The sequence below is a fragment of the Hydrogenophaga borbori genome (genome assembly GCF_003417535.1).
Classification (GTDB): Bacteria; Pseudomonadota; Gammaproteobacteria; order Burkholderiales; family Burkholderiaceae_C; genus Hydrogenophaga; species Hydrogenophaga borbori.
On record NZ_QVLS01000001.1, the window covers coordinates 590,955 to 615,271 of the forward strand.

General features: G+C 69.7%; 21 protein-coding genes. 2 read left to right on the forward strand and 19 right to left on the reverse strand.

Annotated elements, in window-relative coordinates; all coding sequences use genetic code 11:
• Positions 1-47: 47 nt before the first annotated feature.
• The 8 genes from DY262_RS02780 to DY262_RS02815 form a co-directional block, all read right to left on the reverse strand.
• On the reverse strand, positions 48-722 hold the full coding sequence (locus DY262_RS02780) for a class I SAM-dependent methyltransferase (RefSeq protein ID WP_116957433.1): 675 nt from the start codon (positions 720-722) through the stop codon (positions 48-50).
• 37 nt (positions 723-759) lie between these two features.
• Positions 760-1,728 carry a Gfo/Idh/MocA family oxidoreductase gene (locus DY262_RS02785; protein WP_116957434.1) on the reverse strand — a complete coding sequence of 323 codons (969 nt, stop codon included), beginning with the start codon at positions 1,726-1,728 and terminating at the stop codon, positions 760-762.
• Positions 1,729-2,583 carry a class III extradiol dioxygenase subunit beta gene (locus DY262_RS02790; RefSeq protein WP_116957435.1) on the reverse strand — a complete coding sequence of 285 codons (855 nt, stop codon included), beginning with the start codon at positions 2,581-2,583 and terminating at the stop codon, positions 1,729-1,731. It abuts the gene before it with no gap.
• A 1-nt stretch (position 2,584) separates the two neighbouring features.
• Complete coding sequence (ligA, locus tag DY262_RS02795; protein WP_116957436.1) at positions 2,585-3,028, reverse strand: protocatechuate 4,5-dioxygenase subunit alpha; 444 nt, start codon at positions 3,026-3,028, stop codon at positions 2,585-2,587.
• A 1-nt stretch (position 3,029) separates the two neighbouring features.
• Positions 3,030-3,962, reverse strand: coding sequence for an amidohydrolase family protein (locus tag DY262_RS02800; RefSeq protein WP_116957437.1), 933 nt, complete (start codon positions 3,960-3,962; stop codon positions 3,030-3,032).
• A gap of 9 nt (positions 3,963-3,971) precedes the next feature.
• Positions 3,972-4,655, reverse strand: coding sequence for a 4-carboxy-4-hydroxy-2-oxoadipate aldolase/oxaloacetate decarboxylase (gene ligK, locus DY262_RS02805; RefSeq protein ID WP_116957438.1), 684 nt, complete (start codon positions 4,653-4,655; stop codon positions 3,972-3,974).
• Positions 4,656-4,719: 64 nt separating this feature from the next.
• Positions 4,720-5,754, reverse strand: coding sequence for an amidohydrolase family protein (locus DY262_RS02810; protein ID WP_116957439.1), 1,035 nt, complete (start codon positions 5,752-5,754; stop codon positions 4,720-4,722).
• A 41-nt stretch (positions 5,755-5,795) separates the two neighbouring features.
• Positions 5,796-6,482, reverse strand: coding sequence for a substrate-binding domain-containing protein (locus tag DY262_RS02815; RefSeq protein WP_116957440.1), 687 nt, complete (start codon positions 6,480-6,482; stop codon positions 5,796-5,798).
• 123 nt (positions 6,483-6,605) lie between these two features.
• Between DY262_RS02815 and DY262_RS02820 the strand changes: the two genes are divergently transcribed.
• A complete protein-coding gene (locus DY262_RS02820) occupies positions 6,606-7,511 on the forward strand; it encodes a LysR substrate-binding domain-containing protein (RefSeq protein WP_070398570.1) in 906 nt (301 codons plus the stop codon).
• A gap of 37 nt (positions 7,512-7,548) precedes the next feature.
• On the opposite strand, the gene DY262_RS02825 is transcribed toward DY262_RS02820, so the two are convergent.
• The 3 genes from DY262_RS02825 to DY262_RS02835 all read right to left on the reverse strand — a co-directional run bounded on the left by DY262_RS02825 (position 7,549) and on the right by DY262_RS02835 (position 10,852).
• On the reverse strand, positions 7,549-9,231 hold the full coding sequence (locus DY262_RS02825; RefSeq protein WP_147326164.1) for a hypothetical protein: 1,683 nt from the start codon (positions 9,229-9,231) through the stop codon (positions 7,549-7,551).
• A 137-nt stretch (positions 9,232-9,368) separates the two neighbouring features.
• A complete protein-coding gene (locus tag DY262_RS02830; protein WP_116957442.1) occupies positions 9,369-10,115 on the reverse strand; it encodes a heparan-alpha-glucosaminide N-acetyltransferase in 747 nt (248 codons plus the stop codon).
• Positions 10,112-10,852, reverse strand: a complete 741-nt coding sequence (locus DY262_RS02835; RefSeq protein WP_116957443.1) for an alpha/beta fold hydrolase — start codon at positions 10,850-10,852, stop codon at positions 10,112-10,114. The genes DY262_RS02830 and DY262_RS02835 overlap by 4 nt, the downstream gene beginning before the upstream one ends.
• 47 nt (positions 10,853-10,899) lie before the next feature.
• Between DY262_RS02835 and DY262_RS02840 the strand changes: the two genes are divergently transcribed.
• Positions 10,900-12,873, forward strand: coding sequence for a peptidase U32 family protein (locus DY262_RS02840; protein WP_116957444.1), 1,974 nt, complete (start codon positions 10,900-10,902; stop codon positions 12,871-12,873).
• 1 nt (position 12,874) lies between these two features.
• On the opposite strand, the gene hpaR is transcribed toward DY262_RS02840, so the two are convergent.
• The 8 genes from hpaR to purL all read right to left on the reverse strand — a co-directional run bounded on the left by hpaR (position 12,875) and on the right by purL (position 24,120).
• Positions 12,875-13,378 (reverse strand): homoprotocatechuate degradation operon regulator HpaR, encoded by a 504-nt coding sequence (gene hpaR, locus DY262_RS02845; protein ID WP_116957445.1) that lies wholly within the window; start codon positions 13,376-13,378, stop codon positions 12,875-12,877.
• Between the two features lie 4 nt (positions 13,379-13,382).
• Positions 13,383-14,729: an aldehyde dehydrogenase gene (locus tag DY262_RS02850; protein ID WP_116957446.1), complete on the reverse strand. Its 1,347-nt coding sequence runs from the start codon at positions 14,727-14,729 to the stop codon at positions 13,383-13,385.
• A gap of 13 nt (positions 14,730-14,742) precedes the next feature.
• The gene (locus DY262_RS02855; protein WP_116957447.1) at positions 14,743-16,482 is read right to left on the reverse strand and encodes a thiamine pyrophosphate-requiring protein; all 1,740 of its coding nucleotides are present in this window, start codon (positions 16,480-16,482) and stop codon (positions 14,743-14,745) included.
• Positions 16,483-16,491: 9 nt separating this feature from the next.
• On the reverse strand, positions 16,492-17,466 hold the full coding sequence (locus tag DY262_RS02860; RefSeq protein WP_116957448.1) for a Bug family tripartite tricarboxylate transporter substrate binding protein: 975 nt from the start codon (positions 17,464-17,466) through the stop codon (positions 16,492-16,494).
• Positions 17,467-17,591: 125 nt separating this feature from the next.
• Positions 17,592-18,128 (reverse strand): hemerythrin domain-containing protein, encoded by a 537-nt coding sequence (locus DY262_RS02865; protein WP_116957449.1) that lies wholly within the window; start codon positions 18,126-18,128, stop codon positions 17,592-17,594.
• Between the two features lie 87 nt (positions 18,129-18,215).
• Positions 18,216-19,136 carry a DUF808 domain-containing protein gene (locus tag DY262_RS02870; protein WP_116957450.1) on the reverse strand — a complete coding sequence of 307 codons (921 nt, stop codon included), beginning with the start codon at positions 19,134-19,136 and terminating at the stop codon, positions 18,216-18,218.
• Positions 19,137-19,151: 15 nt separating this feature from the next.
• Positions 19,152-19,976 carry a phytanoyl-CoA dioxygenase family protein gene (locus DY262_RS02875; protein ID WP_116957451.1) on the reverse strand — a complete coding sequence of 275 codons (825 nt, stop codon included), beginning with the start codon at positions 19,974-19,976 and terminating at the stop codon, positions 19,152-19,154.
• A 100-nt stretch (positions 19,977-20,076) separates the two neighbouring features.
• Positions 20,077-24,120 carry a phosphoribosylformylglycinamidine synthase gene (purL, locus tag DY262_RS02880; protein ID WP_116957452.1) on the reverse strand — a complete coding sequence of 1,348 codons (4,044 nt, stop codon included), beginning with the start codon at positions 24,118-24,120 and terminating at the stop codon, positions 20,077-20,079.
• Positions 24,121-24,317: the final 197 nt, after the last annotated feature.

Here is a 24,317-nt window from a genome sequence, read left to right on the forward strand (position 1 = left end):
TCGCGGTGCGGGTCTCATTGTGGCCTCGGCGGGCCGGCTCGAACGCTTCAGCCCAGTCCCTTGGGGTGGCCGGTCAGGCGGCGCAGGCGCGCGCCGTCCTCGGGGTGCTCCTGCGGGCACAGGATGCCCTGCTCGCCGTGGCGGCGGCCATTCATGTAGCGGTCCAGGCGGTCGAGCATGCGCCGCGGGTGGCGCGCCACCTGGGCCTCGTCCTTCACGAAGACGGCCACGAAATCGCTCCACACGTCGAGCTTCTGGTAGGCCGTGAACGACTCCAGCAAGGCCGGCCGGTACCCCGAGCGCACGGCCCAGCGCACCAGCGCCGCGCCGGCGTCGGGATAAAAGCGCCAGCAGTCCACCGGGTAGCGGTGGAAGTCGCCGTTGGAGGGCGCGTTCAGATAGAAGAGCCCCGACGGCTTGAGCACGCGCAGGATCTCGTTGAAGCTGAGCCAGAACATTTCGACGTGTTCGAAGCACGAGCTGCTGACCACGGCGTCGATGCTCTGGTCGGCGAAGGGCAGCCGGTAGGGGTCGTCCAGCACCACGTCGACGCCGCGACCGGGCGCGAAGTCCACGCCGACGTAGCGGCAGGCGGCGGGCGCCAGCGCGCGCAGCGAGCCGTTCACGTCCTGGGCGCCGATGTCCAGGACCGTGAGCGCCTCGCCCGCGTTCAGGTAGGTGTCGAAAAAGAGGCCGCCGTTGTCAAGGGCACTGGGATGCATGCCCCGATCCTAGCGGCCCCGGCAGGAGCGTCCGGGCTCAGCCCTGGGCCTTGAGCTTCTGCTCCAGGTCGTGCAGCACCTGGTAGCAGGCGAAGACGCGGCCCACGCTGGCGTTGGGCTCGCGGCCTTCGCGGATGGCGGCGAAGAACTCGCGGTCCTGCAGCTCGATGCCGTTCATGCTCACGTCCACCTTGGACACGTCGATCTTCTCGTCCTTGCCGTTGAACAGGTCGTCGTAGCGCGCGATGTAGGTCGCCGTGTCGCCGATGTAGCGGAAGAAGGTGCCCAGCGGACCGTCGTTGTTGAACGAGAGCGAGAGCGTGCAGATGGCGCCGTTGGCGGCCTTGAGCTGGATGCTCATGTCCATGGCGATGCCCAGCACCGGGTGGATCGGGCCCTGGATCGCGTGGGCCAGCACGATGGGGCTGTTGGCCTGGTAGGCGAACAGGTCCACGGTGTGCGCGGCGTGGTGCCACAGCAGGTGGTCGGTCCAGCTGCGGGCCTGGCCCAGCGCGTTGGTGTTGGTGCGGCGGAAGAAATAGGTCTGCACATCCATCTGCTGGATGTTGAACTCGCCGGCCTGGATCTTCTGGTGCACGAACTGGTGGCTGGGGTTGAAGCGGCGCGTGTGGCCGCACATGGCCACCAGGCCGGTCTGCTTCTGCAGGTCCACCACGGCCTGCGCGCCCTTGAGGCTGTCGGCCAGGGGAATCTCCACCTGCACGTGCTTGCCGGCCTTCAGGCAGGCCAGGCTCTGCTCGGCGTGCATCTGCGTGGGCGTGCACAGGATGACGGCGTCCAGCTCCTGGATGGCCAGCGACTCGTTCAGGTCGGTGGTGACGTGGCCGATGCCGTACTTGCTGGCGACTTCCTGCGTCTTGTCGAGCTCGCGCCCGATCAGCGAGATGACCTCGACGCCGTCGATGTTCTTGATGCCGTCCAGGTGCTTGACGCCGAAGGCGCCGGCGCCGGCCAGCGCCACTTTGATGGTCTTGTTGTTGCTCATTTATTGGTTCTCCAGGATCAGGTGGCCCACGGCAGTGTTGCTCGCGGGCACGTGGAAGAAGCGGTGCGCCACCTTCGGGCGCGGCCCGCCGGCGGCATCGGCCATGGCGCCGCGCGCGATCAACCACATCACGAGTTCGATGCCCTCGCTGCCGGCCTCGCGCACGTAGTCGATGTGCGGGATCGCGGCCGCCGCCTCGGGGTCGGTCTCGAGCAGGTCAAGGAAGCGGTTGTCGAAGTCCTTGTTGATGAGGCCGGCGCGTGGGCCCTGCAACTGGTGGCTCATGCCGCCCGTGCCCCAGATGTGCACGTTCAGGTCTTCGTCGTAGCTCTCCACCGCCTTGCGGATGGCCTTGCCCAGGTTGTAGCAGCGCTGGCCGCTCGGCACCGGGTACTGCACCACGTTCACCGCGAAGGGGATCACCGGGCAGGGCCAGGCCTGGGGCTGGCCGCACATCAGCGACAGCGGCACCGTCAGGCCGTGGTCCACGTCCATCTTGTTGACGATGGTGAGGTCGAAGTCCTGCTGGATCACGCTCTGCGCGATGTGCGAGGCCAGCTCGGGGTGGCCCTTGACCACGGGCACCGGGCGCGGGCCCCAGCCCTCGTCGGCGGGCTGGAACTCGGCGGCCGTGCCGATCGCGAAGGTGGGGATGAAGTCCAGGCTGAAGGCGGTGGCGTGGTCGTTGTAGACCAGGAACACCACGTCGGGCTTGTTGTCCTTCATCCACTGCTTGGAGAACTCGTAGCCCTTGAAGAGCGGCTGCCAGTACGGCTCGCCGGTCTTGCCCAGGTCCATGGCCGCGCCGATGGCGGGCACGTGCGAGGTGTAGACGGATGCGGTGATGCGGGCCATGTCAGTGCTTCCCTTGTTTGCCTTGCGAACCCTGGGGCTGGCGGTGCGCCTGCGCATCGCCGTCCTCGCCGATGCGGCGGTTGCCTTCGACCGAGCGGCCGCCGCCGATCATCATGTTGCGGTACTCCTCCTCGGTCATGCCGGTCATGGAGCCCGCCATCTGCTGGAAGCTCTTGCCGTCGGTGGCGCCGATCTTGGCCAGGAAGTAGATGTTGCCGCCCAGGCGGATGCACCAGTTGAGGTCGCGCGCCAGCACGGCCTGCTTCTGCTCTTCCGTCATGGCCCACTCGTCGAGGTAGGCGCGCTCGTCCTTCTTGAAGCGCTCGCGGTTCTCGGCCTTCATCAGGCTCATGCAGAACTGGTTGAGCCAGTAGCCCTTGCGGCTTTGCTCGGCGTCGAAGATGGTCGTGCCGGGCACGTCCTTGTAGGGTTTGTCGAGAGCCATGTCAGACCTCCTCAGGCCAGTAGAGGCGCATCGGGTTGTCGACCAGCAGCTTCTTCTGCAGCTCGGCCGTCGTGGCGATGTGCGGAATGAAATCGACCAGCAGGCCGTCGTCGGGCATGTGGTCCTTGAGGTTGGGGTGCGGCCAGTCGGTGCCCCACAGCACGCGGTCGGGGAAGGTTTCGACGACCTGGCGCGCGAAGGGCACCACGTCGCGGTAGGCGGCCTGCTCGCCGTTCAGGGCCTTGGGCCCGCCCAGGCTGAGGCGCTCGGGGCAGCTCACCTTGCTCCAGACGTTCTCATGCTCGCGCATGAACTTCAGGAAGAGCTGGAACTCCGGGCCGTCGATGGGCTTGCTCACGTCGGGGCGGCCCATGTGGTCCACCACCACGGTGGTGGGCAGCGCGGTGAAAAAGTCCCACAGCTCGGGCAGGTCCACGGCCTCGAAGTAGATGACCACGTGCCAGCCCAGGGCCTTGATGCGACCGGCGATCTCCATCAGCTCGTCCTTGGGCGTGAAGTCCACCAGGCGCTTGACGAAGTTGAAGCGCACGCCGCGCACGCCGCTGGCGTGCAGGTCCTGCAGTTCCTGGTCGCTCACGCTGCGCTTGACCGTGGCCACGCCGCGCGCCCGGCCGCCGCTGCTGCGGCAGGCGTCGGCCATGGCGCGGTTGTCGGCGCCGTGGCAGGTGGCCTGCACGATCACGTTGCGCGAGAAGCCCAGGTGGTCGCGCAGGGCGAACAGCTGCTGCTTGCTGGCGTCGCAGGGGGTGTACTTGCGTTCGGGCGCGTAGGGGAATTCGGCGCCGGGGCCGAACACGTGGCAGTGCGCGTCCACGCTGCCCGGGGGCAGCTGGAAGCGGGGCTTGCTCGGGCCGTCGAACCAGTCGAGCCAGCCGGCGGTCTTGGTGAAATCACCGGTGGTGGGTTTGCTCATGGCGGCCTTTCAATCGATATACCGCAGGCCGGCGGCGGCCAGCGGCTCGCGCATCTTGTACATGTCCAGGCCGAGCACGCCGCTGGCGAGCTTGTCGCGCTTCTCGCCTTCGAAGCTCTCGCGCTTGCGGGCGGCGGCCAGGGTCTCGGCCGCGCGCGCGGCGGGCACGCAGACCACGCCGTCGTCATCGGCCACGATCACGTCGCCCGGCGTGACCAACATGCCGGCGCAGACGATGGGGATGTTCACCGAGCCCAGGGTGGCCTTGATCGTGCCCTTGCTGCTGATGGCCTTGCTCCAGACCGGGAAGTTCATTTCCTTCAGGGTCTTGACGTCGCGCACGCCGGCGTCGATGACCAGGGCGCGCGCGCCGCGGGCCTGGAAGCTGGTGGCCAGCAAGTCACCGAAGTAACCGTCGGTGCACTCGGCGGTGACGGCGGCGACCACGATGTCGCCCGGCTGAATCTGCTCGGCGGCGACGTGCATCATCCAGTTGTCGCCCGGCTGCAGCAGCACGGTGACGGCCGTGCCGCTGACCTGCACGCCGGTCTGGATGGGGCGCATATAGGGTTTCAGCAGGCCCACGCGGCCCATGGCCTCGTGCACGGTGGCCGAGCCCAGCGCGGCCAGGCCGTCGGCGGCCGCCTTGTCGGCGCGCTGGATGTTGCGGTAGACGACGCCTAGTTCGTACATGTCATGGCTCCTGTTTGAATGTGTTGGTGTTCCTGGACGTCGCGGCAAAAGCGCCCGAACAAGATCACAGCCCCTTGGCCTTCAAGCGCGCATCCAGGCGCGGGAAGACGCGCCGCACGTTGCCCTCGTAGATCGCGTGTTTGTCCTCGGCGGACAGGATCTTCGAGGCCTCGATGTAGCGCTTCGTGTCGTCGTAGTAGTGCCCGGACAAGGGGTCGATGCCGCGCACCGCGCCGATCATCTCCGAAGCGAACAGCACGTTCTTGACCGGGATCACGGTATTGAGCAGGTCGATGCCGGGCTGGTGGTACACGCAGGTGTCGAAGAACACGTTGTTCATCAGGTGGGTGTCCAGCAGGGGCTTCTTCATCTCCTGCGCCAGGCCGCGGAAACGGCCCCAGTGGTAGGGCACCGCGCCGCCGCCGTGCGGGATCAGGAACTTCAGCGTCGGGAAGTCCTTGAACAGATCGCCCTGGATGAGCTGCATGAAGGCCGTGGTGTCGGCGTTGAGGTAGTGCGCGCCGGTGGTGTGGAAGCAGGCGTTGCAGCTCGTGCTCACGTGGATCATGGCCGGCAGGTCGTACTCCACCATCTTTTCGTAGATGGGGTACCAGTGCTTGTCGGTCAGCGGCGGGCTGGTCCAGTGGCCACCGGAGGGATCGGGGTTGAGGTTGATGCCGACCGCGCCGTACTCCTTGACGCACTTCTCCAGCTCGGGGATGCAGGTGGCCGGGTCCACGCCAGGGCTTTGCGGCAACATGGCCACGGGCACGAAGTGCTCGGGGAACAGCGTGGAGACGCGGTAGCAGAGCTCGTTGCAGATGGCGGCCCAGGTGCTGGACACGCCGAAATCGCCGATGTGGTGGGCCATGAAGCTGGCGCGCGGGCTGAACAGCGTGATGTCGCTGCCGCGCTCCTTCATGAGCCTGAGCTGGTTGGTCTCGATGGACTCGCGCAGCTCGTCGTCGCTGATCTTCAGGTCGGCGACCTTGGGCATCTGGGCCGGGTCCTTGATGCCCGCGATCTGGGCGTTGCGCCAGTTCTCCAGCGCCTTGGGCGCCGTGGTGTAGTGGCCGTGGCAGTCGATGATCAGGGACATGCGTGGTGCTCCTCTCGGGTGTTCTGGGGGAATCAAACAAATCAGGCGGGCGACATGCCCTGGCGCCGCTTGGCCTCGGCCGCCTCGGGCGAGGTCATGAAGGCCAGCAGCGCGCGCACCGCCTCGGCGCGCGGCGCGTTCACCGGGATGCCGGCGCTGAACACGGTGACGATCTGGATCGGCTCGGGCAGGCCACCCACGATGGCGATGCCCGGCACGTGCAGCAGCTCGCTGAGCTGTTGGAAGCCCAGGGCCACTTCGCCCTTGGCCACCAGCGAGGCCACCGGCACGCCGGGCGGCGCCTGCACGGTCTTGGCGGCCATGGCCTCGGCGATGCCCCAGCGCTCGAAGAGCTTCTGCAACGCCACGCCGCTCGGACCGGTGGAGTAGCTGATCTTGTCCGCCGCCAGCAGCGCGGCCTTCACCGACGCCTCGCTGGACAGATCGGGCGCCGGCGCGCCTTCGCGCACGCAGGCGGCCACGCCGCTGCGCACCAGGTCCACGCGGCCCGCTTGCAGGTGGCCGGCGGCGATGAGCTTGTCGATGGCGTCCGAGGCCAGGATCACCACGTCGAAAGCCTCGCCGGCCGCCACGCGCTTGGCCGCGTCCACGCCGCCCACCGATTCGATGGCCACGGCCTGTCCGGCGCGCGCCGTGTAGGCACCGGTGAGTTCGGCCAGCACCTGGCGGGTGGCCATGGAAGAAATGCCGGTCAGGGGGGCGTTCATGGGCGTCCAGAAGAAAGACGGCCATTGTCGGCAGCCTGGCGCTGTACGAAAACCCATACAGCCGGCTAGCAGCTAGAACAAAATCACATACCTGCTGTGCAACGCCGACCCGGCCCCTTTCCCATGGACCTCAAGCAACTCGAATACTTCGTGCGCGTGGCCGAGCTCGGCAGCTTCACGCGCGCCGCCATCGCGCTGGACGTCGCGCAGCCCGCCCTGTCGCGCCAGGTGCGGCTGCTCGAAGTGGAGTTGCGCCAGAACCTGCTGGTGCGCAACGGCCGGGGCGCCACGCCCACCGAGGCCGGCAAGCTGCTGCTGGCGCACGGGCGCGGCATCCTGCACCAGGTGGAGCGCGCCCGAGAGGAGCTGGGCCGCGTGCGCGGCGCCTTGGCCGGAAGGGTGGCCATCGGGCTGCCGCCGACGCTGGCGCGCACGCTGTCGGTGCCCCTCACGCGGGCCTTCCGCCAGCAGTTGCCCGAGGCCTCGCTGTCCATCACCGAGGGCCTGTCGGCCACCATGCAGGAATGGCTGCTCACCGGCCGGCTGGACATCGCCGTCCTCTACAACGCCCAGCCGGTACCGGAACTGGAGATCCAGCCACTGGCCGAAGAGGACCTGTGGCTGGTGCAGCCACGCCCGCCCGGTCTGCCGGAAGATCCGCCGCCCTCGCCGATCGCGCTGCGCGACCTGGCCGACCTGCCGCTGATCATCCCCAGTCGGCCCAACGCGGTGCGCATGCAGCTGGAGCACGAGCTCGCGGCCATCGGCCTGCGCCCGAAGGTGGCGCTGGAGATCGATGGCGTCTCGGCCATCCTGGACCTGGTGGCCGACGGCGCGGGCGCCGCCCTGCTCTCGCGCAACGCCGTGGCCAGCTCGATCCGGCCCTCGGCCTACCGGCTGCGCGGCATCGATCCCCCCTTGCGCACGCGCCTGAGCCTGGCCACCAGCGCGCAGCGGCCCACCACGCTCACCCAACAGTCCACGCTGGAATTGATCCGCCAGACGCTGGCGGCCACGGCGCCGCGCTGAGCATCGGGCCGATCGCTGAGGCCGATGCGCCCGCGTGCTACGGCTGGAAATTGCACAGCAGCTCCACCAGTTCGGGCTGCTCCTGCTTCTGGTCCAGGCAATGGGTGATCAAGGGCGCCAAGTCCTCGAACGGAGGCAGCGCGCCCATTTTCCTCAGCGCGGTGGACCACCCCTTGAGTTCGCCGGCCCTCCCCTCCTGGATCAGGTACTTGATGGCACCCACGGGATCGAAGGCCCAGAGCCAGGTCTCTTTCCGCACGGGATGGTCGATGTACCGCGATCGAAGCGCATCCATCGCCGAAGGCAGCGGCAGCTGGTCGCGCTCGCGCAATTGCCGGACATAGCCGATCAAATCCATGGTCAGGCCCGCCCTCAACAAGGCGTCGATCTCCTCCAGGGTCGTCTTGCTCTCTTGCGCGATCGCTTCCAAGTGGCGGTTGTACGTGTGGTCCCACAGCTGGCGATGGTCCGTGTTGAGCGCCCGGATCCAGCAAAGCGTCACGGGATCGCCATCCGAGAGGTAGAAGGCGATGCGTCCCGATATGTCCTTCTCTGTCACCGTCATCGAGCGATTGCGCTTGACGACCGCCGGCAAGCACTCTTCGGCCAGCCAACGCCGGTTCAAACCCTCGGCGAGATCGACCAGAAAGCCGTTGCGGCCCACCACGCGCGGGTGCCATTCGATGCAGGTGCGCGGGACATTTTCGCGGTGACCTTCAAGCTCCAGCAAAGCGTGCGGCGGTGTCCCGAAAAGAGAGGGCGGCGGCGTCAGCATCTGCGTGGTGCCAGCGCAGACGTAGTCGGGCGGCAATGGATCGGTCGCATGGCCGCTCGTCCCATCGTCCGAGACGACCACCGATCGCTTGGCGTTGACCGCGAGCGTCTTGCACCGGCTGTCGTGCAGGGACTTCAGCAGGGCGATTTGCCATTCGATCTCGTCGACCTGCAAGCGGCCCAGTTCGCTGTAGCGCCCAGCGGCCTCGCCAACAACGGAATAGCTGAACCCCAGGGTCTGCAAGGCAAGAAACTGTCCTTGGGTGCATCGACTGAGCGCGGCCAGGAAATCGATGAGCACGACAGGATCGACTTCGCCCAGCTGCAGTTCCTGGATGACCGATGTCGGCAACAACCGCGCGAGCAACTCCATGGCCTCGCGGTCCATGCCGGCCACCTGGTTCAGGGTCAGGCACTGGAGAACGCAGCCGCCCTCACGGGCACGCTCCAGAAACCGATGCACCTCATCCGGCGTCAACAGGCCAAAGCGCTCCAGGGTCAAGGACTCGCACTGTGCGGCCGCAGCGACCAAGGCGTCCACCAGCTTCGGGCTGCCGAAACTGTCCGCTTGCGCGGGGTGGAAGCAGCGAACCACGGCAATGTGTTTTGTACCGCCGGCCAAGGCCGCCGCAATGGCGGCCTCCAGCACATAGGCATCACCGTCCTGGAAGTACACGCTCGGACGCCCCCACCGCTCAAGCAGGGGGCTCAGCAGCGCCGCCGCCCTGGCCTGGACGCACCAGTCGATGATGTCGGGCTCGTCGCGTCTATCGTGCTTGTGGTGTTCGTCGGTCAGGAAGGACCGGACCCGTCCGTCCACCGGGTACTGATCGGGCTTCACCGCATCTTTGCGCAATTGCTCGGCGATCCGCGTCACACGCGTCACGGGTTGGCGCGTCGAGGCTGGTGAGCGCGTCCGTTGAATGCCATTGCCAGCTCGTTTCATGTGCCTTGTCGTGTTGAAGAAGGTGCCGCTGCGTAACACCGCCGCCCGCGGCGTTACCGCCAAACCTTCCGCATCACTGGTCGGTTAGAAGCCCAACAGGTGGCTTCATGCCGACTGAAGCTGTCGATCCTCGCGCTTCAGCCCCGCCACACCACCACCGACAGCCCCACCAGCCCCACCAACACGGGCTGGTGCAGCAGGTAGTAGCTCAGGCTCCAGCGCCCCCAGCGCGCCATGAAACGGCCCAGCGCGCCGCCCTGCCCCGAGCCGCCCAGCCAATGGGGGCGCCGCACGAGCACCCAATGCCCGGCGGCCAGGCCCCACCAGACCACGCCCATCCACGGCAGCAGGGGCACGTAGTCCTCGGTGAAGGGCTTGCGGGTGATGAAGCCCAGCGCGTTCCAGCCGCGCTGGTTGAGCAACTCCAGCGCGGGCCATTGCGCCATGGCGGTAGGCGCCAGCCAGGGCAGCGCGATCGCCAGCGCGCCCAGCGGCCACAGCCAGCGCCCCCAGCCGCCGGTGAGCCGCGCCACCACCAGCATCGCCGCGATGCCGTGCAGCACGCCGAAGTAGATGAAACTCTCGGGGAACATGAACCATGAGCCCAGCGTGACCAGCAGCGCCGCGCCCGCCACCTGCGCCCAGCGGCGCCAGAAGCGCGGCCAGCCCTGGCCCTGGCGCAGGGCCACCGACTGCGACAGACCGGCCGTGAACAGGAACAGGCTCACGATGGCCGTGCGCTGCGTGGTCCAGAACGGGTCGCTCAGGAAGGCCTGGTGGATCAGGCCGAAGTGGTTCAGGTCAAAGCAGAAGTGGTAGACCGTCATCCACAGCAGCGCCAGGGCGCGCAGCTGGTCGATGCGGTCGTACCGGGTGCCGTTCATGCGCCCGCCGCGCGCCAGAGGTCCAGCAGGTGCCCCGCCAGGGCCTGGGGCTCGCTCACCATGGGGTCGTGGCCGGTGGCCATTTCGATGAGCCGCCAGCCGGGCTCCTGCCGCACGCGCACACGCGACGGGGCGATGGTGGCCAGGGCCGGCGAGGTGCAGTCGATGAAGCAGCGCGGCACGCGGGCCCAGGCCTCGCCGTCGAAATCCAGCGGCTGCTGGTAGAGCCGGAACGGCTGCGGCGTTTGGCGGCGGTTGACCCAATCGCGGTCGGCGCCCTGCAGGCCGAACAGCGAGGCATCCGGCGGCGGAAAGTGCAGACCGCCGCTGGGCTGGGCGGCGGCGGTGCGCGCGGCCCGGGTCTCTTCGCTGTGGTGGCTGCTCCAGCTGTCGCCGGGGTATGGCAGCGCGGCGTCCAGGTAGACCAGCTGCGCCAGGCAGCCCGGGCGCTCGCGCAGCAGGCGGTCGGCCGCGCCGGTGATGACCATGCCCGCGTAGCTGTGGCCCACCAGCACCACCCGGTCCAGCTCTTCGGCCTCGATCAGGCCCAGCACGTCCTGGATGTGCGTGTGCAGGTCGATGGCCGGGCCCATGAGGTGGGCCCGCTCGCCCAGGCCGGTGAGCGTGAGCGCGTGCGCCTCGGCGCCGGCCGCGCGCAGCAGCGGCAGCACGCGGCGCCAGCACCAGGCGCCGTGCCAGGCGCCATGGACCAGAACGATGGACGTGGGTGCGGACAAAGGCCTTCTCCGGGACAATACGCGGTTCCGCGATTCTGCCCGCCCCCATGCTGCCCCACCAGATCGAGCTGCTCTCCCCCGCCCGCACGGCCGACATCGGCATCGAGGCCGTCAACCACGGCGCCGACGCCGTCTACATTGGCGGGCCCTCGTTCGGCGCGCGCACCTCGGCCGACAACAGCGTGCAGGACATCGCTCGCCTGGCGAAGCACGCGCACCGCTTCGGCAGCCGCATCTACGTCACGGTCAACACCATCCTGCGCGACGACGAGCTGGAGCCCGCGCGCAGGCTCATCCACCAGCTCTACGACGCGGGCACCGACGCGCTCATCATCCAGGACATGGGCCTGCTGGAGATCGACCTGCCGCCCATCCAGCTGCACGCCAGCACGCAGACCGACATCCGCACGGTGGACAAGGCCGTGTTCCTGCAGAACGCGGGCCTGTCCAAGCTGGTGCTGGCGCGCGAGCTCACGCTGCCGCAGATCCGCGCCATCTACGAGGCCCTGGACGAGCAGCGCTGCATCGTCGAGTTCTTCATCCACGGCGCGCTGTGCGTGGCCTACAGCGGGCAGTGCTACGTGAGCCATGCCCACACCGGCCGCAGCGCCAACCGCGGCGACTGCTCGCAGGCCTGCCGCCTGCCTTACGAGGTGAAGGACAGCCAGGGCCGCATCGTGGCGCACGACAAGCACGTGCTCTCGATGAAGGACAACAACCAGAGCGGCAACCTGCGCGCCCTCATCGACGCCGGCGCGCGCAGCTTCAAGATCGAAGGCCGCTACAAGGATCTGGGCTACGTCAAGAACATCACCGCGCACTACCGCCGGCTGTTCGACGAGATCCTGGAGGAGCGCCCCGAGCTGGGCCGCGCCTCCTCGGGGCGCTGCCACTTCAGCTTCACGCCCGACCCCGACCAGAACTTCAACCGCGAGTTCACCGACTACTTCGTCAACGGCCGCCAGGACGACATCGGCGCCTTCGACACGCCCAAGAACCCGGGCCGCCCCATCGGCTTCGTCACGCAGCTGGGCCCGAACTGGGTGGAGCTGCAGTGCGACGACGACACCACGGTCATCCACAACGGCGACGGCCTGTGCTACCTGGACCTGCACCGTGAACTCGTGGGCCTGCAGATCAACCGCGCGGAAGCCACCGGCCAAGCCGGCCGCTTCCGCGTCTTTCCCAAGGACGCCCTGGAGGGCCTGCGCCACCTCAAGCGCGGCACGGTGGTGAACCGCAACCGCGACATGGACTGGGTGCGCGCGCTCGAGAAGAAGTCCGCCGAGCGCCGCATCGGCGTCTGGATGGCCCTCTCCCGCACGGCCGAGGGCCTGCGCCTGGACCTCACCGACGAAGACGGCCATGCCGCCCACGCCGAGCTGGCCTGCGCGCTGGCGCCCGCGCGCGACGCCGCGCAGGCGCACGACAAGCTGCGCGAGGCCCTGGGCCGGCTGGGCGACACGCTGTTCGTGCCCATCGACATCTCGCTCGCCTTCAAGGAACCTTGGTTCGTGCCGGCTTCGCTGCTCAACCCGCTGCGCCGCGAGGCCGTGGCCGCGCTGGAAGCCGCGCGCGCCAAGGCCTTTCGGCGGCTGCCGCGCGGCCAGGCGGTGGAGCCGCCCGCGCCCTACCCCGAGGACACGCTGACCTACCTGGCCAATGTGTTCAACCACCGGGCGCGCGCCTTCTATGAAAAGCACGGCGTGAAGGTGATCGCCAGCGCCTACGAATCGCACGAGGAGACCGGCGAGGTCAGCCTCATGATCACCAAGCACTGCGTGCGCTTCTCGCTCAGCCTGTGCCCCAAACAGGCCAAGGGCGTCACCGGCGTGCAGGGCACGGTGCGCGCCGAGCCGCTGACGATCACCCACAACAATGAGAAGCTCACGCTGCGTTTCGACTGCAAGCCCTGCGAGATGCACGTGGTGGGCCGCATCAAGCCCTCGGTGATGAAGGCCGCGGCGGCCAGTCCCATCACCTTCCACCGCACGCGGCCCAGCGCGCGCGGCGCGCACTGAGTCAGGCGTCCTCGGGCTCCGCCCCCGCGTCGCCGGGGGGGTGCAGCACGGCCAGCAGGCGGTCGAGCATGGCGTACACCTCCGCCACGAACTCGGGGCCGAGATCGGCTTCCAGCTGGCGGTAGACGTCCTCCAGGTCGCCGCTGACGTCCTTGAACATGCCCACGGCGCGCGGCGTGAGCGAGACGTGCTGGCGGCGCTGGTCGCCCTTGAGGCGCTCGCGGCAGACCAGGTCCAGCGCCTCCATGCGGGCCAGCACGCCGGCCAGGCTGGGGCTGGAGATGTGGCAGATGGAACAGATCTCGCGCGGCTCGAGCGTGCCGTAGACGTCGAGCGCGCGCAGGATGCGGAACTGCTGCTCCGTCAGTCCCGTCTTCTTGAGCACGGGCCGAAAGCGGGCGATGAGCCCGCCGCGCGCTTGCAACAACAGCAAGGGCAGGTTGCGGCGCGCGCGGGGAGCGGGCTGGGGAACGGGGCTGGCGGGAGGTGTTCGGGGGCGGGGCAAGGTGTCAGAAGGGGTAGACCTGGGGTTCGGTCTGGATCGTAATCGAGCGCAGCTCGGTGAACTCCGCGATGGCCGCCTTGCCGCCGAAGCGGCCGTACCCGCTGTCCTTGACGCCCCCGAACGGCAGCTGCGGTTCGCTGCGCACGGTGGGCGCGTTGATGTGACACACGCCGCATTCGAGGCGTTGCGCCACCTGCAGGGTGCGCGAGATGTCGCGTCCGAACACGGCGCCGGCCAGGCCGTACCCGGTGTCGTTGGCGACGCGGATCGCCTCCTCCAGGTCGTTCACGCGCACGATCGCGGCGATGGGGCCGAAGGACTCGTCGCCATAGACCTTCATGCCGGGGCGCACGTGGTCCAGCACCAGCGGCGCGATGCGCGCGCCCTGGCGCCGCAGCGGCACCAGCAGCCGCGCGCCCTGCGCCAGGGCGTCCTCCACCAGGTCCGACACCTGCCCGGCGGCGCGTTCACTGATGAGCGCGCCGGCCAGCGCTGGCACCTCGCCGGTGGCGAGCCGCTCGGTTTTGTCCGCCAGGGCCTGCGCGAAGCGATCGGCGATGGCTTCCTCCACCACGATGCGCTCGGTGGACATGCAAATCTGCCCCTGGTTCATGAAAGCGCCGAAGGCGGCGGCGTTCACCGCGGCATCGATGTCGGCGTCGCGCAGCACCACCAGCGGGGACTTGCCGCCCAGCTCCAGCAAGGCGGGCTTGAGGTGCTGGCCGGCCAGCGCGCCGATGAGGCGTCCGGTACGGGTGGAGCCGGTGAAGTTCACGCGCCGCACCGCCGGGTGGGCGATCAGCGCCTCCACCACCTGGGGCGCGATCGCCGGGTCGTGCGCGACGACGTTGACCACGCCGGGCGGAAAACCCGCGTCGTTCAGCAGCTCGCCAATGAGGCGGTGGCTGTCGGGACAGACCTCGGAGGCCTTCATCACCACCGTGTTGCCGCAGGCCAGCGGCACGATGAGCGCGCGCAGGCCCAGCAGCAGGGGCGCGTTCCAGGGGGCGATGCCGAGCACCACGCCGACGGGCACGCGCAGCGTCATCGCCAGGCAGCCGGGCTGGTCGGACGGGATGGTCTCGCCCCCCACCTGCGTGGTGAGCGCGGCCGCCTCGCGCAGCGCGGCGATGCCGCCCTTCACGTTGAACTGCGCCCAGGCCACCGACGTCGCGGTCTCGGCCACCATGCGTTCGACAAAAGCTTCGGCGCGCGCCTGCAGCAGATCGGCCGCCTTGCCGAGCAGTTCGCGCCGCAGGCCCGGTCCGCTGCGCGACCAGGCCACGAAGGCCTGGGCGGCCTTGTCCACGGTGGCCTGTGCCTCGGCGACCGTGCTCCATGGGGTGTTCATTCGGGTGTCTCCTTCAAAGGGGGGCGATGCGGGCGTGCAGCAGCGCGCTGCGGCCCTCATCGAGCGCGCGGATGCAGCGCGCGACGGCGGCGCCGATGTCGCCCGGCTCGCTCAGGCGCTCGCCGTGCGCGCCGGCCGCTTCGGCCACGGCGGCAAAGTCCATGTCCCTCGGCAGCACCGAGGCGAACTCGCCGCTGTGGAAAGCGTGGCCCTTGGGGTACATGCGCAGCGTCGATTCCTTCACCGCGGCCCAGCCGCTGTTGTCGAGCACGACGGTGAAGATGGGCGTGCCGGCTTCGCGCGCCACCGCATAAGTGGAGGTGGGGTTGCTGAAGTAGAAGGTGCCGTCGCCGACGAAGTGCACCACCCGGCGGCCCCGGTGGGCGAGCTTCATGCCCAGCGCCATGCCGGCCGAAAAGCCCAGCCCGCCGCCCGGCAGGCCCAGCAGCGTGCCCGGCCGCTGGCGCGGCACCTGGTCGAACACGGTGAGTGTGTGGCGAATGCCTTCGTTGAGCACGATGTCGTCCTCGCCCAGGGCGCTGTGGATGGCGGCGCACAGGTGCGCGGCGTTGATGGCGCCGGGCTCGCCCGGCGCGCGCGCGGCCTCGGCGACGCGCCGACCGCGCTCGGCGTGCTCGGCCGCCAGCCGGGCCAGGCGCGCGGCGGCGCGCGCCTGGAAGGCCGGCGTGGCCAGGGCCGACACGGCCTCGATGAGGTCGGCCAGGAGCGGCTCGCTGTCGCCCTCCAGCCGCAGGTCGGTGGCGAAGCCCCACATGGGCATGTCGCGCTTGAGCGCGTCCAGGTCGATCTGCGCCCACCAGGCCTTGGGGTTGACGTTCGTGGTCTTGGGTACCCAGGGCACGTCCACGTCCAGCATCAGGCCAACGTCGGCGCGCTCGGCGAACGGCCCGGGCAGGTAGCCGCCGAAGCATGGGCTGTCGCGGCGGATGTTCAGGTGCACGCTGTTGAACTCGCACACGCGCATGCCCACCCGCGTGGCCAGCGCCTCCACGAGGGCCGGCACGCGCGGGTTGCGACCGGCATAGCCGGTGACGAGCAAGGGGTCCTCGCTGGCCACCAGGCGCTCGGCGATGCGGCGGATGTCATCGGGCCGGGCGATGCCCGCGCGCACGGGCGGGTGGCGCGCGGCGGGGAACGGCCGCAGCTCCTGCGGCGGGCACTGCGCGGCCAGCACCTCGCGCGGGAGCATGAGGTACACGGGACCGGGCGGATCGCTCTGCATCACGGCGTGCGCGCGGGCGATGACCTCCTCGGCCATCGACGGCCAGGGCAGCGTGTACTCCCACTTCACGTAGGGCCGCACCACGCTGCCCTGGTCGAAGGGCTCCTGCACGAAATGCACGTAGGTGTCGCGCCCGCCGTCCACGCCGTTGAAGGTGGTGGCCGGCGCGCGGCCGGCCATCAGCAGGATGGGCACGCGCGCGCGGAACAGGTTGTGCAGCCCCATCGCGGCGTTGGCCGTGCCCGCGTCCACGTGCACCAGCACGGCCTGGCCGCGCCCGGTGGCCACCGCGTAACCGCCGGCCATGTGGATCGCGGTGTTCTCGTGCGGGCACAGCACCAGTTCAGGCAGCCGCCGGCCTTCTTCGCGCCAGCGCGCCATCTCTTCGATGAGGGGCGCGTGGTCGGTGCCGAGGTTGCAGAACAGGTACTCGATGCCGCGATCCAGCAGGGCCTGGAGCAGGTGGTGGGCGGCGGTGCGCGCGGCGCCGTGGGGGCTGTCGGGGAGCATGGGGTCCTGTCAGTTGGTCGGGGCGGCCAGGCCGGCGGCGCGCACGGCGGGCGCGAAGGCCTTCTGTTCGGCCTGGATGCGTTGGCGGATGCCTTCGGGGCCCACGAAGTCGCTTTCGTGGCCGAGCTTGGCGAAGGCCTCGCGCGTGGCCGGCACGGCCAGGGCCTTTTCCAGTTCGCCCGACAGGCGCTTGAGCACGCCCGCGGGCGTTCCCGCCGGGGCGTACAGGGCCAACCAGACCTCGTACTCGGTGCCGGGGTAGCCCGCCTCGGCCAGGGTCGGCACGTCGGGCAGGAAGGGCGAGCGCTTCAGCGAGGCCACGGCCAGCGGGCGCAGGCCACCAGACTTGATCTGGCCGCTGAGCGGCGCCAGATCGGCCATCACCATGATGGCGCGGCCGGTGACGAGGTCGGCGATCGCCGGCGTGAAGCCGTTGTAGGGCACGTGGATCATCTTCGCGCCCGCGCTCTGCACCAGCATCTCGGTGCCCACGTGGGCCATCGAGCCCACGCCGTTGCTGGCGTAGGCCAGCGAGCCGTCCTTCATCTTCGGATCGGCGAACAATTCCTTCACCGTCTTGTACGGTTGGGTGCTGGACACCGTGAGGAAAAACGGCAGGCGCGACACCAGCCCGATGGGCGCGAAGTCTTTCAGGGGATCGAACGCCAGCTTGGCCTGGGTAAGCGGCAGCAGGGTCATGGTCGAGCCGCCGGTGAGCAGCAGCGTGTAGCCATCGGGCGCGGCGCGCGCGACGGTGGAGGCGCCGATGACCGTGTTGCCGCCGGGTTTGGCCTCGACGATCACGCTCTGCCCCATCGCGTCGCCCAGCGACTGGGCGACCAGGCGCGCGGCGGCGTCGACGCCGCCACCGGCCGCGTACGGAATGACGATGCGGATGGTCTTGTTGGGGAAGTTGTCCTGCGCGTGGCCGCTCAAGGCCGCGACGCACAGCAGCGCCGCGCCGGCCCATCGGAAGAATGTCATGCCTTGTCTCCTGGATGTTTTTTCCAGCGGACAACGGCGTCCGCCGCAAATCACTCACATGTGAGTGATTTGCGGAGCATAGGCCGTGCGCGTCGGCGCGGCTCTAGGCAATAACCCGCAGTCGTTCAGACGTAGGGCACCGGCTGCGGCGCATGCCGCAGGTGCAGCGACAGGCCGAGCGCCGCCATGTGGTTGCCGTTGCGCCCGAGGATGGTCTCGGCCAGCGGCAGGAACTCCGTCTCTTCCAGCCGCGCGTGCGCGGTGTAGTCCGCCACCAGCCGGCGCACATCGCCGACGTCGAGTTCGCTGTCCTGCCCGCGCGCCACGCGCTTGAGCTCGCGCTCCAGCGAGCGCCACAGCGCCTCCAGCTGACGGTGCTGGGTGGTCAGGTGCTCCACCAGGCGTTGCGCGCGCTCGCGCTCCGGCCCCGGCTCGGCGCTGGCCAGCACGGCGGGAAAGAGTTCGCGCTCCTCGTCGAGGTGGTGCTCGAAGATGGCTTCGCGAAAAAAGGCGAGCGATTCCTCGGCAATGCGCCGGGCCCGCATCGCGGGCTCCAGCAGCGCGGGCAACTCATCGAGCGCGTGCAGCCGGCGCACGATGCCCGCGTGGCATTGCGTGAAGTTGGTCAGGGGCGCTTGATCGGCAGTGGCGGTGCTGTTCATGGCAGGACTCCTGCGGAGGATCGGTGGGCCAATCCAGTCTATGCCGCGCCCGCCACGGCGCCTTGACCCATGTCAAGGCCGCAGGGCTCAGCCGGCCTTGGCTCGCGCGCCGCGCAGGCGCTTGACCACTTCCACCACGCCCACCACCACCGCGCCGGCCGCGATGCCCACCAGCGCGCCGGCCAGGCTGGGCACGAAGGCGCCGAACCAGCCCAGGCTTTCGGCCCAGGTGTCCACGCCGTGCGCCAGCAGCGGCAGGCCGTGCAGCAGGATGCCGCCGCCCACCAGGAACATGGCGGCCGTGCCCAGCACCGACAGCGACTTCATCAGCCAGGGCGCGAAGGCCAGGATGCCGCGACCGATGGCCTGCTTCCAGGCCTGCGCCTGCCGGTTCAGGTGCAGGCCCAGGTCGTCGAGCTTCACGATGCCGGCCACCAGGCCGTACACGCCCGCGGTCATCACCACCGCGATGCCCACCAGCACGCCGATGCGCTGGCCCATGGTGGCACTGGCCACCGTGCCCAGGCTGATGACGATGATTTCGGCCGAGAGAATGAAGTCGGTGCGGATGGCGCCCTTGATCTTGTCCTTCTCGTAGGCCACGAGGTCCACGGCCTGGTCGGCCGCGGCCCTCACCAGCGCCTCGCGGCCCTTCGTGTCCTCGGCCTTGTGTGCGCCCAGCGCGTGGACCAGCTTCTCCACGCCCTCGAAGCACAGGAACAGGCCCCCGAGCATGAGCAGTGGCGTGATGAGCGCGGGCACGAAGGCGCTGATGAGCAGCGCCGCCGGCACCAGGATGGCCTTGTTGAGCAGCGAACCCTTGGCCACGGCCCACACCACGGGCAGCTCGCGGTCGGCTTTCACGCCGGTGACCTGCTGGGCGTTGAGCGCGAGGTCGTCGCCCAGCACGCCCGCCGTCTTCTTGGCCGCGACCTTGGTCATGAGCGAGACGTCGTCGAGCAGCGTGGCGATGTCGTCGATGAGGGCGAGCAGGCTGGTACCGGCCATGGGGGCTCCGCAGGTTCAGGTAGGCGCCGAAGGCCAGACCAGGGGAAACAGGGGGTCGTCCATGGCCGCGCCGGGGGGCAGGCGGGCGTCCAGCCCGGGAAACGGGGGAGAGGTGCGCCAACGGCGCGGCGCGTGCACGCTGTCGTCGCCCAGGTAGCGGGCCGAGAATACGCGGCGGCGCGCGCCCGGGCCGGTGCCGCTGGAGGCGTGCAGCGCGAGCATGTGGAAGGCCACGCAGTCGCCGGGCTCCAGGGCCCAGGCCAGCTGGGGATAGCGCTGCGGCTCCTGCTCCACCGGCGGCAGCTCGGCCAGCGTGCCTTCAGGGAACCACTTGGCCTGCTGATCGCGGAAGGTGCGCGGCATGTACCAGGTGCCGTGGTGCGAGCCGGCCACGAAGCGCAGCGTGCTGGCCAGCGGCACCGGGTCCACCGGGATCCAGAAGCTCACGTTCTGCGCGCCGTCCACGTTGTAGTAGGGCTGGTCCTGGTGCCAGGGCGTGGGCTGGCGCGTGCCGGCTTCCTTGACCAGCAGGTGGTCGTGGTAGAGCCGCACCTGGCGGCTGCCCATGAGCTGGGCCGAGAGGTGCGGCAGCGCGGAGTGGCGCAGCACGTCCGCATAGGCCGGGTTGTCGGTCCAGGTGCAGAAGTCCTCGACGAAGCGGCCCGGGTCGTCGGGTTCGCTGGCCACCAGGGCCAGCGGGCTCAGGTGCGCCAGGTTGTGCTCGATGCCCTCCTCCAGGCGCCGCAGCTCCGCCGGGGTGAAGACGCCGCGCAGCACCACGGCGCCGTCGCGCGCGTAGGCCGCGATCGTGGAAGGGTCTAGTGTGTGGGTGCGTGCCATGCGCCGTGCCTTCATCGGGAACACCGCAGAACCGGCTTTGCCGGGCTGCAGGTGTTGCCCCCTGGGGGGAGGCGCCGCAGGCGCTTCGGGGGGGACATGTTCAGCCCACCCAGCGGCGCGCGTTGCGCCACAGGCGCGTCCAGCCGCTGGGGGCGGACACGTCCTGATCGGTCCAGCTCATGAGCGCGTTGCGGAAGACGCGCTCGGGGTGCGGCATGAGCGCGGTGAAGCGGCCATCGGCGGTGGTGACGGCGGTGAGGCCGGCCGGGCTGCCGTTGGGGTTGTAGGGGTAGCGCTCGGTGGCCTGGCCCTGGCTGTCGACGAAGCGCATGGCGGCGATGGCCTGGGCCGGGTCGCCCCGGTGGCGGAAGTTGGCGTAGCCCTCGCCGTGCGCCACGGCGATGGGCAGGCGCGTGCCGGCCATGCCCTGGAAGAACAGGCTGGGCGAGTCCAGCACCTCCACCTGCGACAGGCGCGCTTCGAAACGCTCGCTGCGGTTGGTGGTGAAGCGCGGCCAGGCCTGGGCCCCGGGAATGATGTCGGCCAGCTCGGCGAACATCTGGCAGCCGTTGCACACGCCCAGGCCGAAGGTGTCGGCTCGCGCGAAGAAGGCCTGGAACTGCTCGGCCAGGCGCGGGTTGAAGGTGATGGAGCGCGCCCAGCCAATGCCCGCGCCCAGCGTGTCGCCATAGCTGAAGCCGCCACAGGCCACCACGCCGCGCACGTCCTTCAGGTCGGCGCGACCGGCCTGCAGGTCGGTCATGTGAACGTCCAGCGCCTCGAAGCCGGCCTGGGTGAAGCACCAGGCCATCTCCACGTGCGAGTTGACGCCCTGCTCGCGCAGGATCGCCACCCGGGGGCGCGAGAGGTTCAGGAAGGGCGCGGCCACGTCGTCGTTGGGGTCGAACGTGAGGTGCGTGTGCAGGCCGGTGTCGGCCGGGTCGCCGGCCGCCGCGTGCTCGGCGTCGGCGCACTCGGGGTTGTCGCGCCGCTGGTTGATCTTCCAGCTCACGCTGTCCCAGACCTGCTGCAGGTCGGACAGCCGGGCACTGAAGACCGCCTTGGTGTCGCGCCAGACCTGCAGCTCGCCCGTGCCGGCGTCCCTGGCGGAACCGGCGGGGCCGCGCGCGGACGCTGGCGGCCACGCCCGGCTCTGCACTTTGCCGATGAAGTGGCTGTGCTTGGACAGGCCGTGCTCGCGCAGCACCTGCATCACCTCGTTGCGCTGTTCGGTGCGCACCTGCAGCACCACGCCCAGCTCTTCGTTGAACAGGGCCCGCAGCGTGAGCTCTTCGCGCCGCGCGCCGACCTGCTGGGCCCAGTTCTTGGCGTCGCCGGTCTCGGCGCGGCTGTCGCTGATGCCGTCGCCCTCGGTGATCAGTTGGTCGATGTTGAGCGCCACGCCCACCCGCCCAGCGAAGGCCATCTCGGCCACGGCGGCCAGCAGGCCACCGTCGCTGCGGTCGTGGTAGGCCAGCACGCGACCCTGCGCGCGCAGGGCGTTCACCGCGTTCACCAGGTTCTTCAGGTCCTGTGGGCTGTCCAGGTCGGGCACCTCGCCACCGGGGTGGCCCAGGGTCTGGGCCAGCACGCTGCCGCCCAGGCGGTGGCGGCCCTTGCCGAGGTCGACCAGCACCAGGGTGGTGTCGTCGATGTCGCGGTTCAGCTGGGGCGTGAAGGTGCCGCGCACGTCGGCCAGCGAGGCGAAGGCGCTGACGATCAGGCTCACCGGCGCGGTGACCTTCTTCGTCTGCCCATCGGCCTGCCACTGGGTGCGCATGGACAGGCTGTCCTTGCCCACGGGGATGGACACGTCCAGCGCGGGGCACAGCTCCATGCCCACGGCCTTCACGGTCTCGTACAGGGTGGCGTCCTCGCCGGGTTCGCCGCAGGCCGCCATCCAGTTGGCGCTGAGCTTCACGCGCGGCAGTTCGATCGGCGCGGCCAGCAGGTTGGTGATGGCCTCGGCCACGGCCATGCGGCCCGAGGCGGCGCCGTTGGTGGCGGCCAGCGGCGTGCGCTCGCCCATGGCCATGGCCTCGCCCGCGAAGCCGGCGTGGTCGGCCAGGGTCACGGCGCAGTCGGCCACGGGCAGCTGCCAGGGGCCGACCATCTGGTCGCGGTGGCTGAAGGCCCCCACCGTGCGGTCGCCAATGGTGACGAGGAAGCGCTTGGAGGCCACCGTGGGGTGGCTCAGCACGTCGATCACGCTCTTCTGCAGGTCGACGCCGGTGAGGTCGAGGGCCGGCGACTGGCGCGCCACGGTCGTCACGTCGCGGTGCATCTTGGGCGGCTTGCCGAGCAGCACGTCCATGGGCATGTCGACCGGGCTGTCCTGGCCTTCGTCCACCAGCTGCAGCTGGCGTTCCTCGGTGGCCACGCCCACCACCGCGAAGGGACAGCGCTCGCGCTCGCAGAAGGCCTGGAACTGTGGCAGAGAGTCGGGCGCGATCGCCAGCACGTAGCGCTCCTGGCTTTCGTTGCTCCAGATCTCCTTGGGCGCCAGACCGCTTTCTTCCAGCGGCACGGCGCGCAGGTCGAAGCGCGCGCCGCGGCCGGCGTCGTGGGTGATTTCGGGGAAGGCGTTGGACAGGCCGCCCGCGCCCACGTCGTGGATGGCGAGGATGGGGTTCTTCTCCCCCTGCGCCCAGCAGTGGTTGATGACCTCCTGCGCGCGCCGCTCGATCTCGGGGTTGCCGCGCTGCACCGAATCGAAGTCGAGCGAGGCGGCGTTGGTGCCGGTGGCCATGGAGCTGGCCGCGCCGCCGCCCATGCCGATCTTCATGCCCGGGCCGCCGAGCTGGATGAGCAGCGTGCCGGCCGGGAACAGCACCTTCTTCGTCAGGCGGGCGTCGATGGTGCCGACGCCGCCGGCGATCATGATGGGCTTGTGGTAGCCGCGCTGCACGCCGTCCACGAGCTGTTCGTACTCGCGGAAGTAACCCAGCAGGTTGGGCCGGCCGAACTCGTTGTTGAAGGCCGCGCCACCCAGCGGGCCCTCGGTCATGATCTGCAGCGGGCTGGCGATGTGCTCGGGCTTGCCGCCCGGCTGGTCGCTCAGACCGCCCCAGAGCTTGCCGACCGTGAAGCCCGTGAGGCCTGCCTTGGGCTTGGCGCCGCGGCCGGTGGCGCCCTCGTCGCGGATCTCGCCGCCGGCGCCGGTCGAGGCGCCCGGGAAAGGCGAGATGGCCGTGGGGTGGTTGTGCGTCTCCACCTTCATGAGCACGTGCTGGGTGATGGGCTCGGCGCGGTAGGCCGGCGCCTGGCCGCCGTCGTAGCGCGCCACGAAACGCTGCACCGCGTGGCCTTCCATCACCGAGGCGTTGTCGGCGTAGGCGATCACCGTGTGCTGCGGGCTGCTCTGGTGGGTGTGGCGGATCATGCCGAACAGGCTCTTGTCCTGCGCCACCCCGTCGATGGTGAACTGGGCGTTGAAGATCTTGTGGCGGCAATGCTCGCTGTTGGCCTGCGCGAACATCATCAACTCCACGTCGGTGGGGTTGCGGCCCAGGCCCTGGAAGGCCTCGATGAGGTACTGAATCTCGTCCTCGGCCAGGGCCAGGCCCCAGTCGGCGTTGGCGCGCTCCAGCGCCGCCCGGCCACCACCCAGCACGTCCACGCGCTCCATGGGCGCGGCCTGCAGCTCGGTGAACAGGGCGTGGGCTTCCTCGCGCGTGGCCACCACGGCCTCTGTCATGCGGTCGTGCAGCAGGCTGGCCACGGCCCAGGTCTGCTCCGGCGTGAGGCTGGGCTTGCCGCCGAGCAGGCCGGGCTTGAGCGCCAGGCGGTACTCGATGAGGCGCTCCACCCGGTGCACCACCAGGCCACAGTTGCGGGCGATGTCGGTGGCCTTGGAGGCCCAGGGCGAGACGGTGCCAAGGCGTGGCATCACCAGCAGGGCCGGCGCGCCCTCGGTCTCGAGCGCCAGGTGGGCGGGCTGCGCGGGCTCGCCGTAGGTGAGCAGCTCGCCCAGGCGCTGCCCGGTGGCGGTGTCGGGCGCGGCGTCGAAGGCCGCCAGGTGCACGAAACGGGCGCTGAGGCCGACGATCCTGTCGTGGATGGCTTGGAGACGGGGGAGGAGCTGCTGGACTTTGAAGTCGCTGATGGCGTGCCCGCCATCAAAAGTGCGCAGGTGCAGGGACATGAAATGGAATCACCCCCGCCGCGCTGCGCGCGACCCCCTCCAGGGGGCGGCACCTGCGGCCCGGCAAAGCCGGTTCCGTGGTGCCTCTTGGTTCGACCCCGGCAAGCGGTGCGGGTCGCGCGAAGCGAAGTGGTTGGCTAAGGCGTTGGGAAGCCTCGAATTCTACCCGCCGCCCCCATGGCGATTGGCCCGGCGGG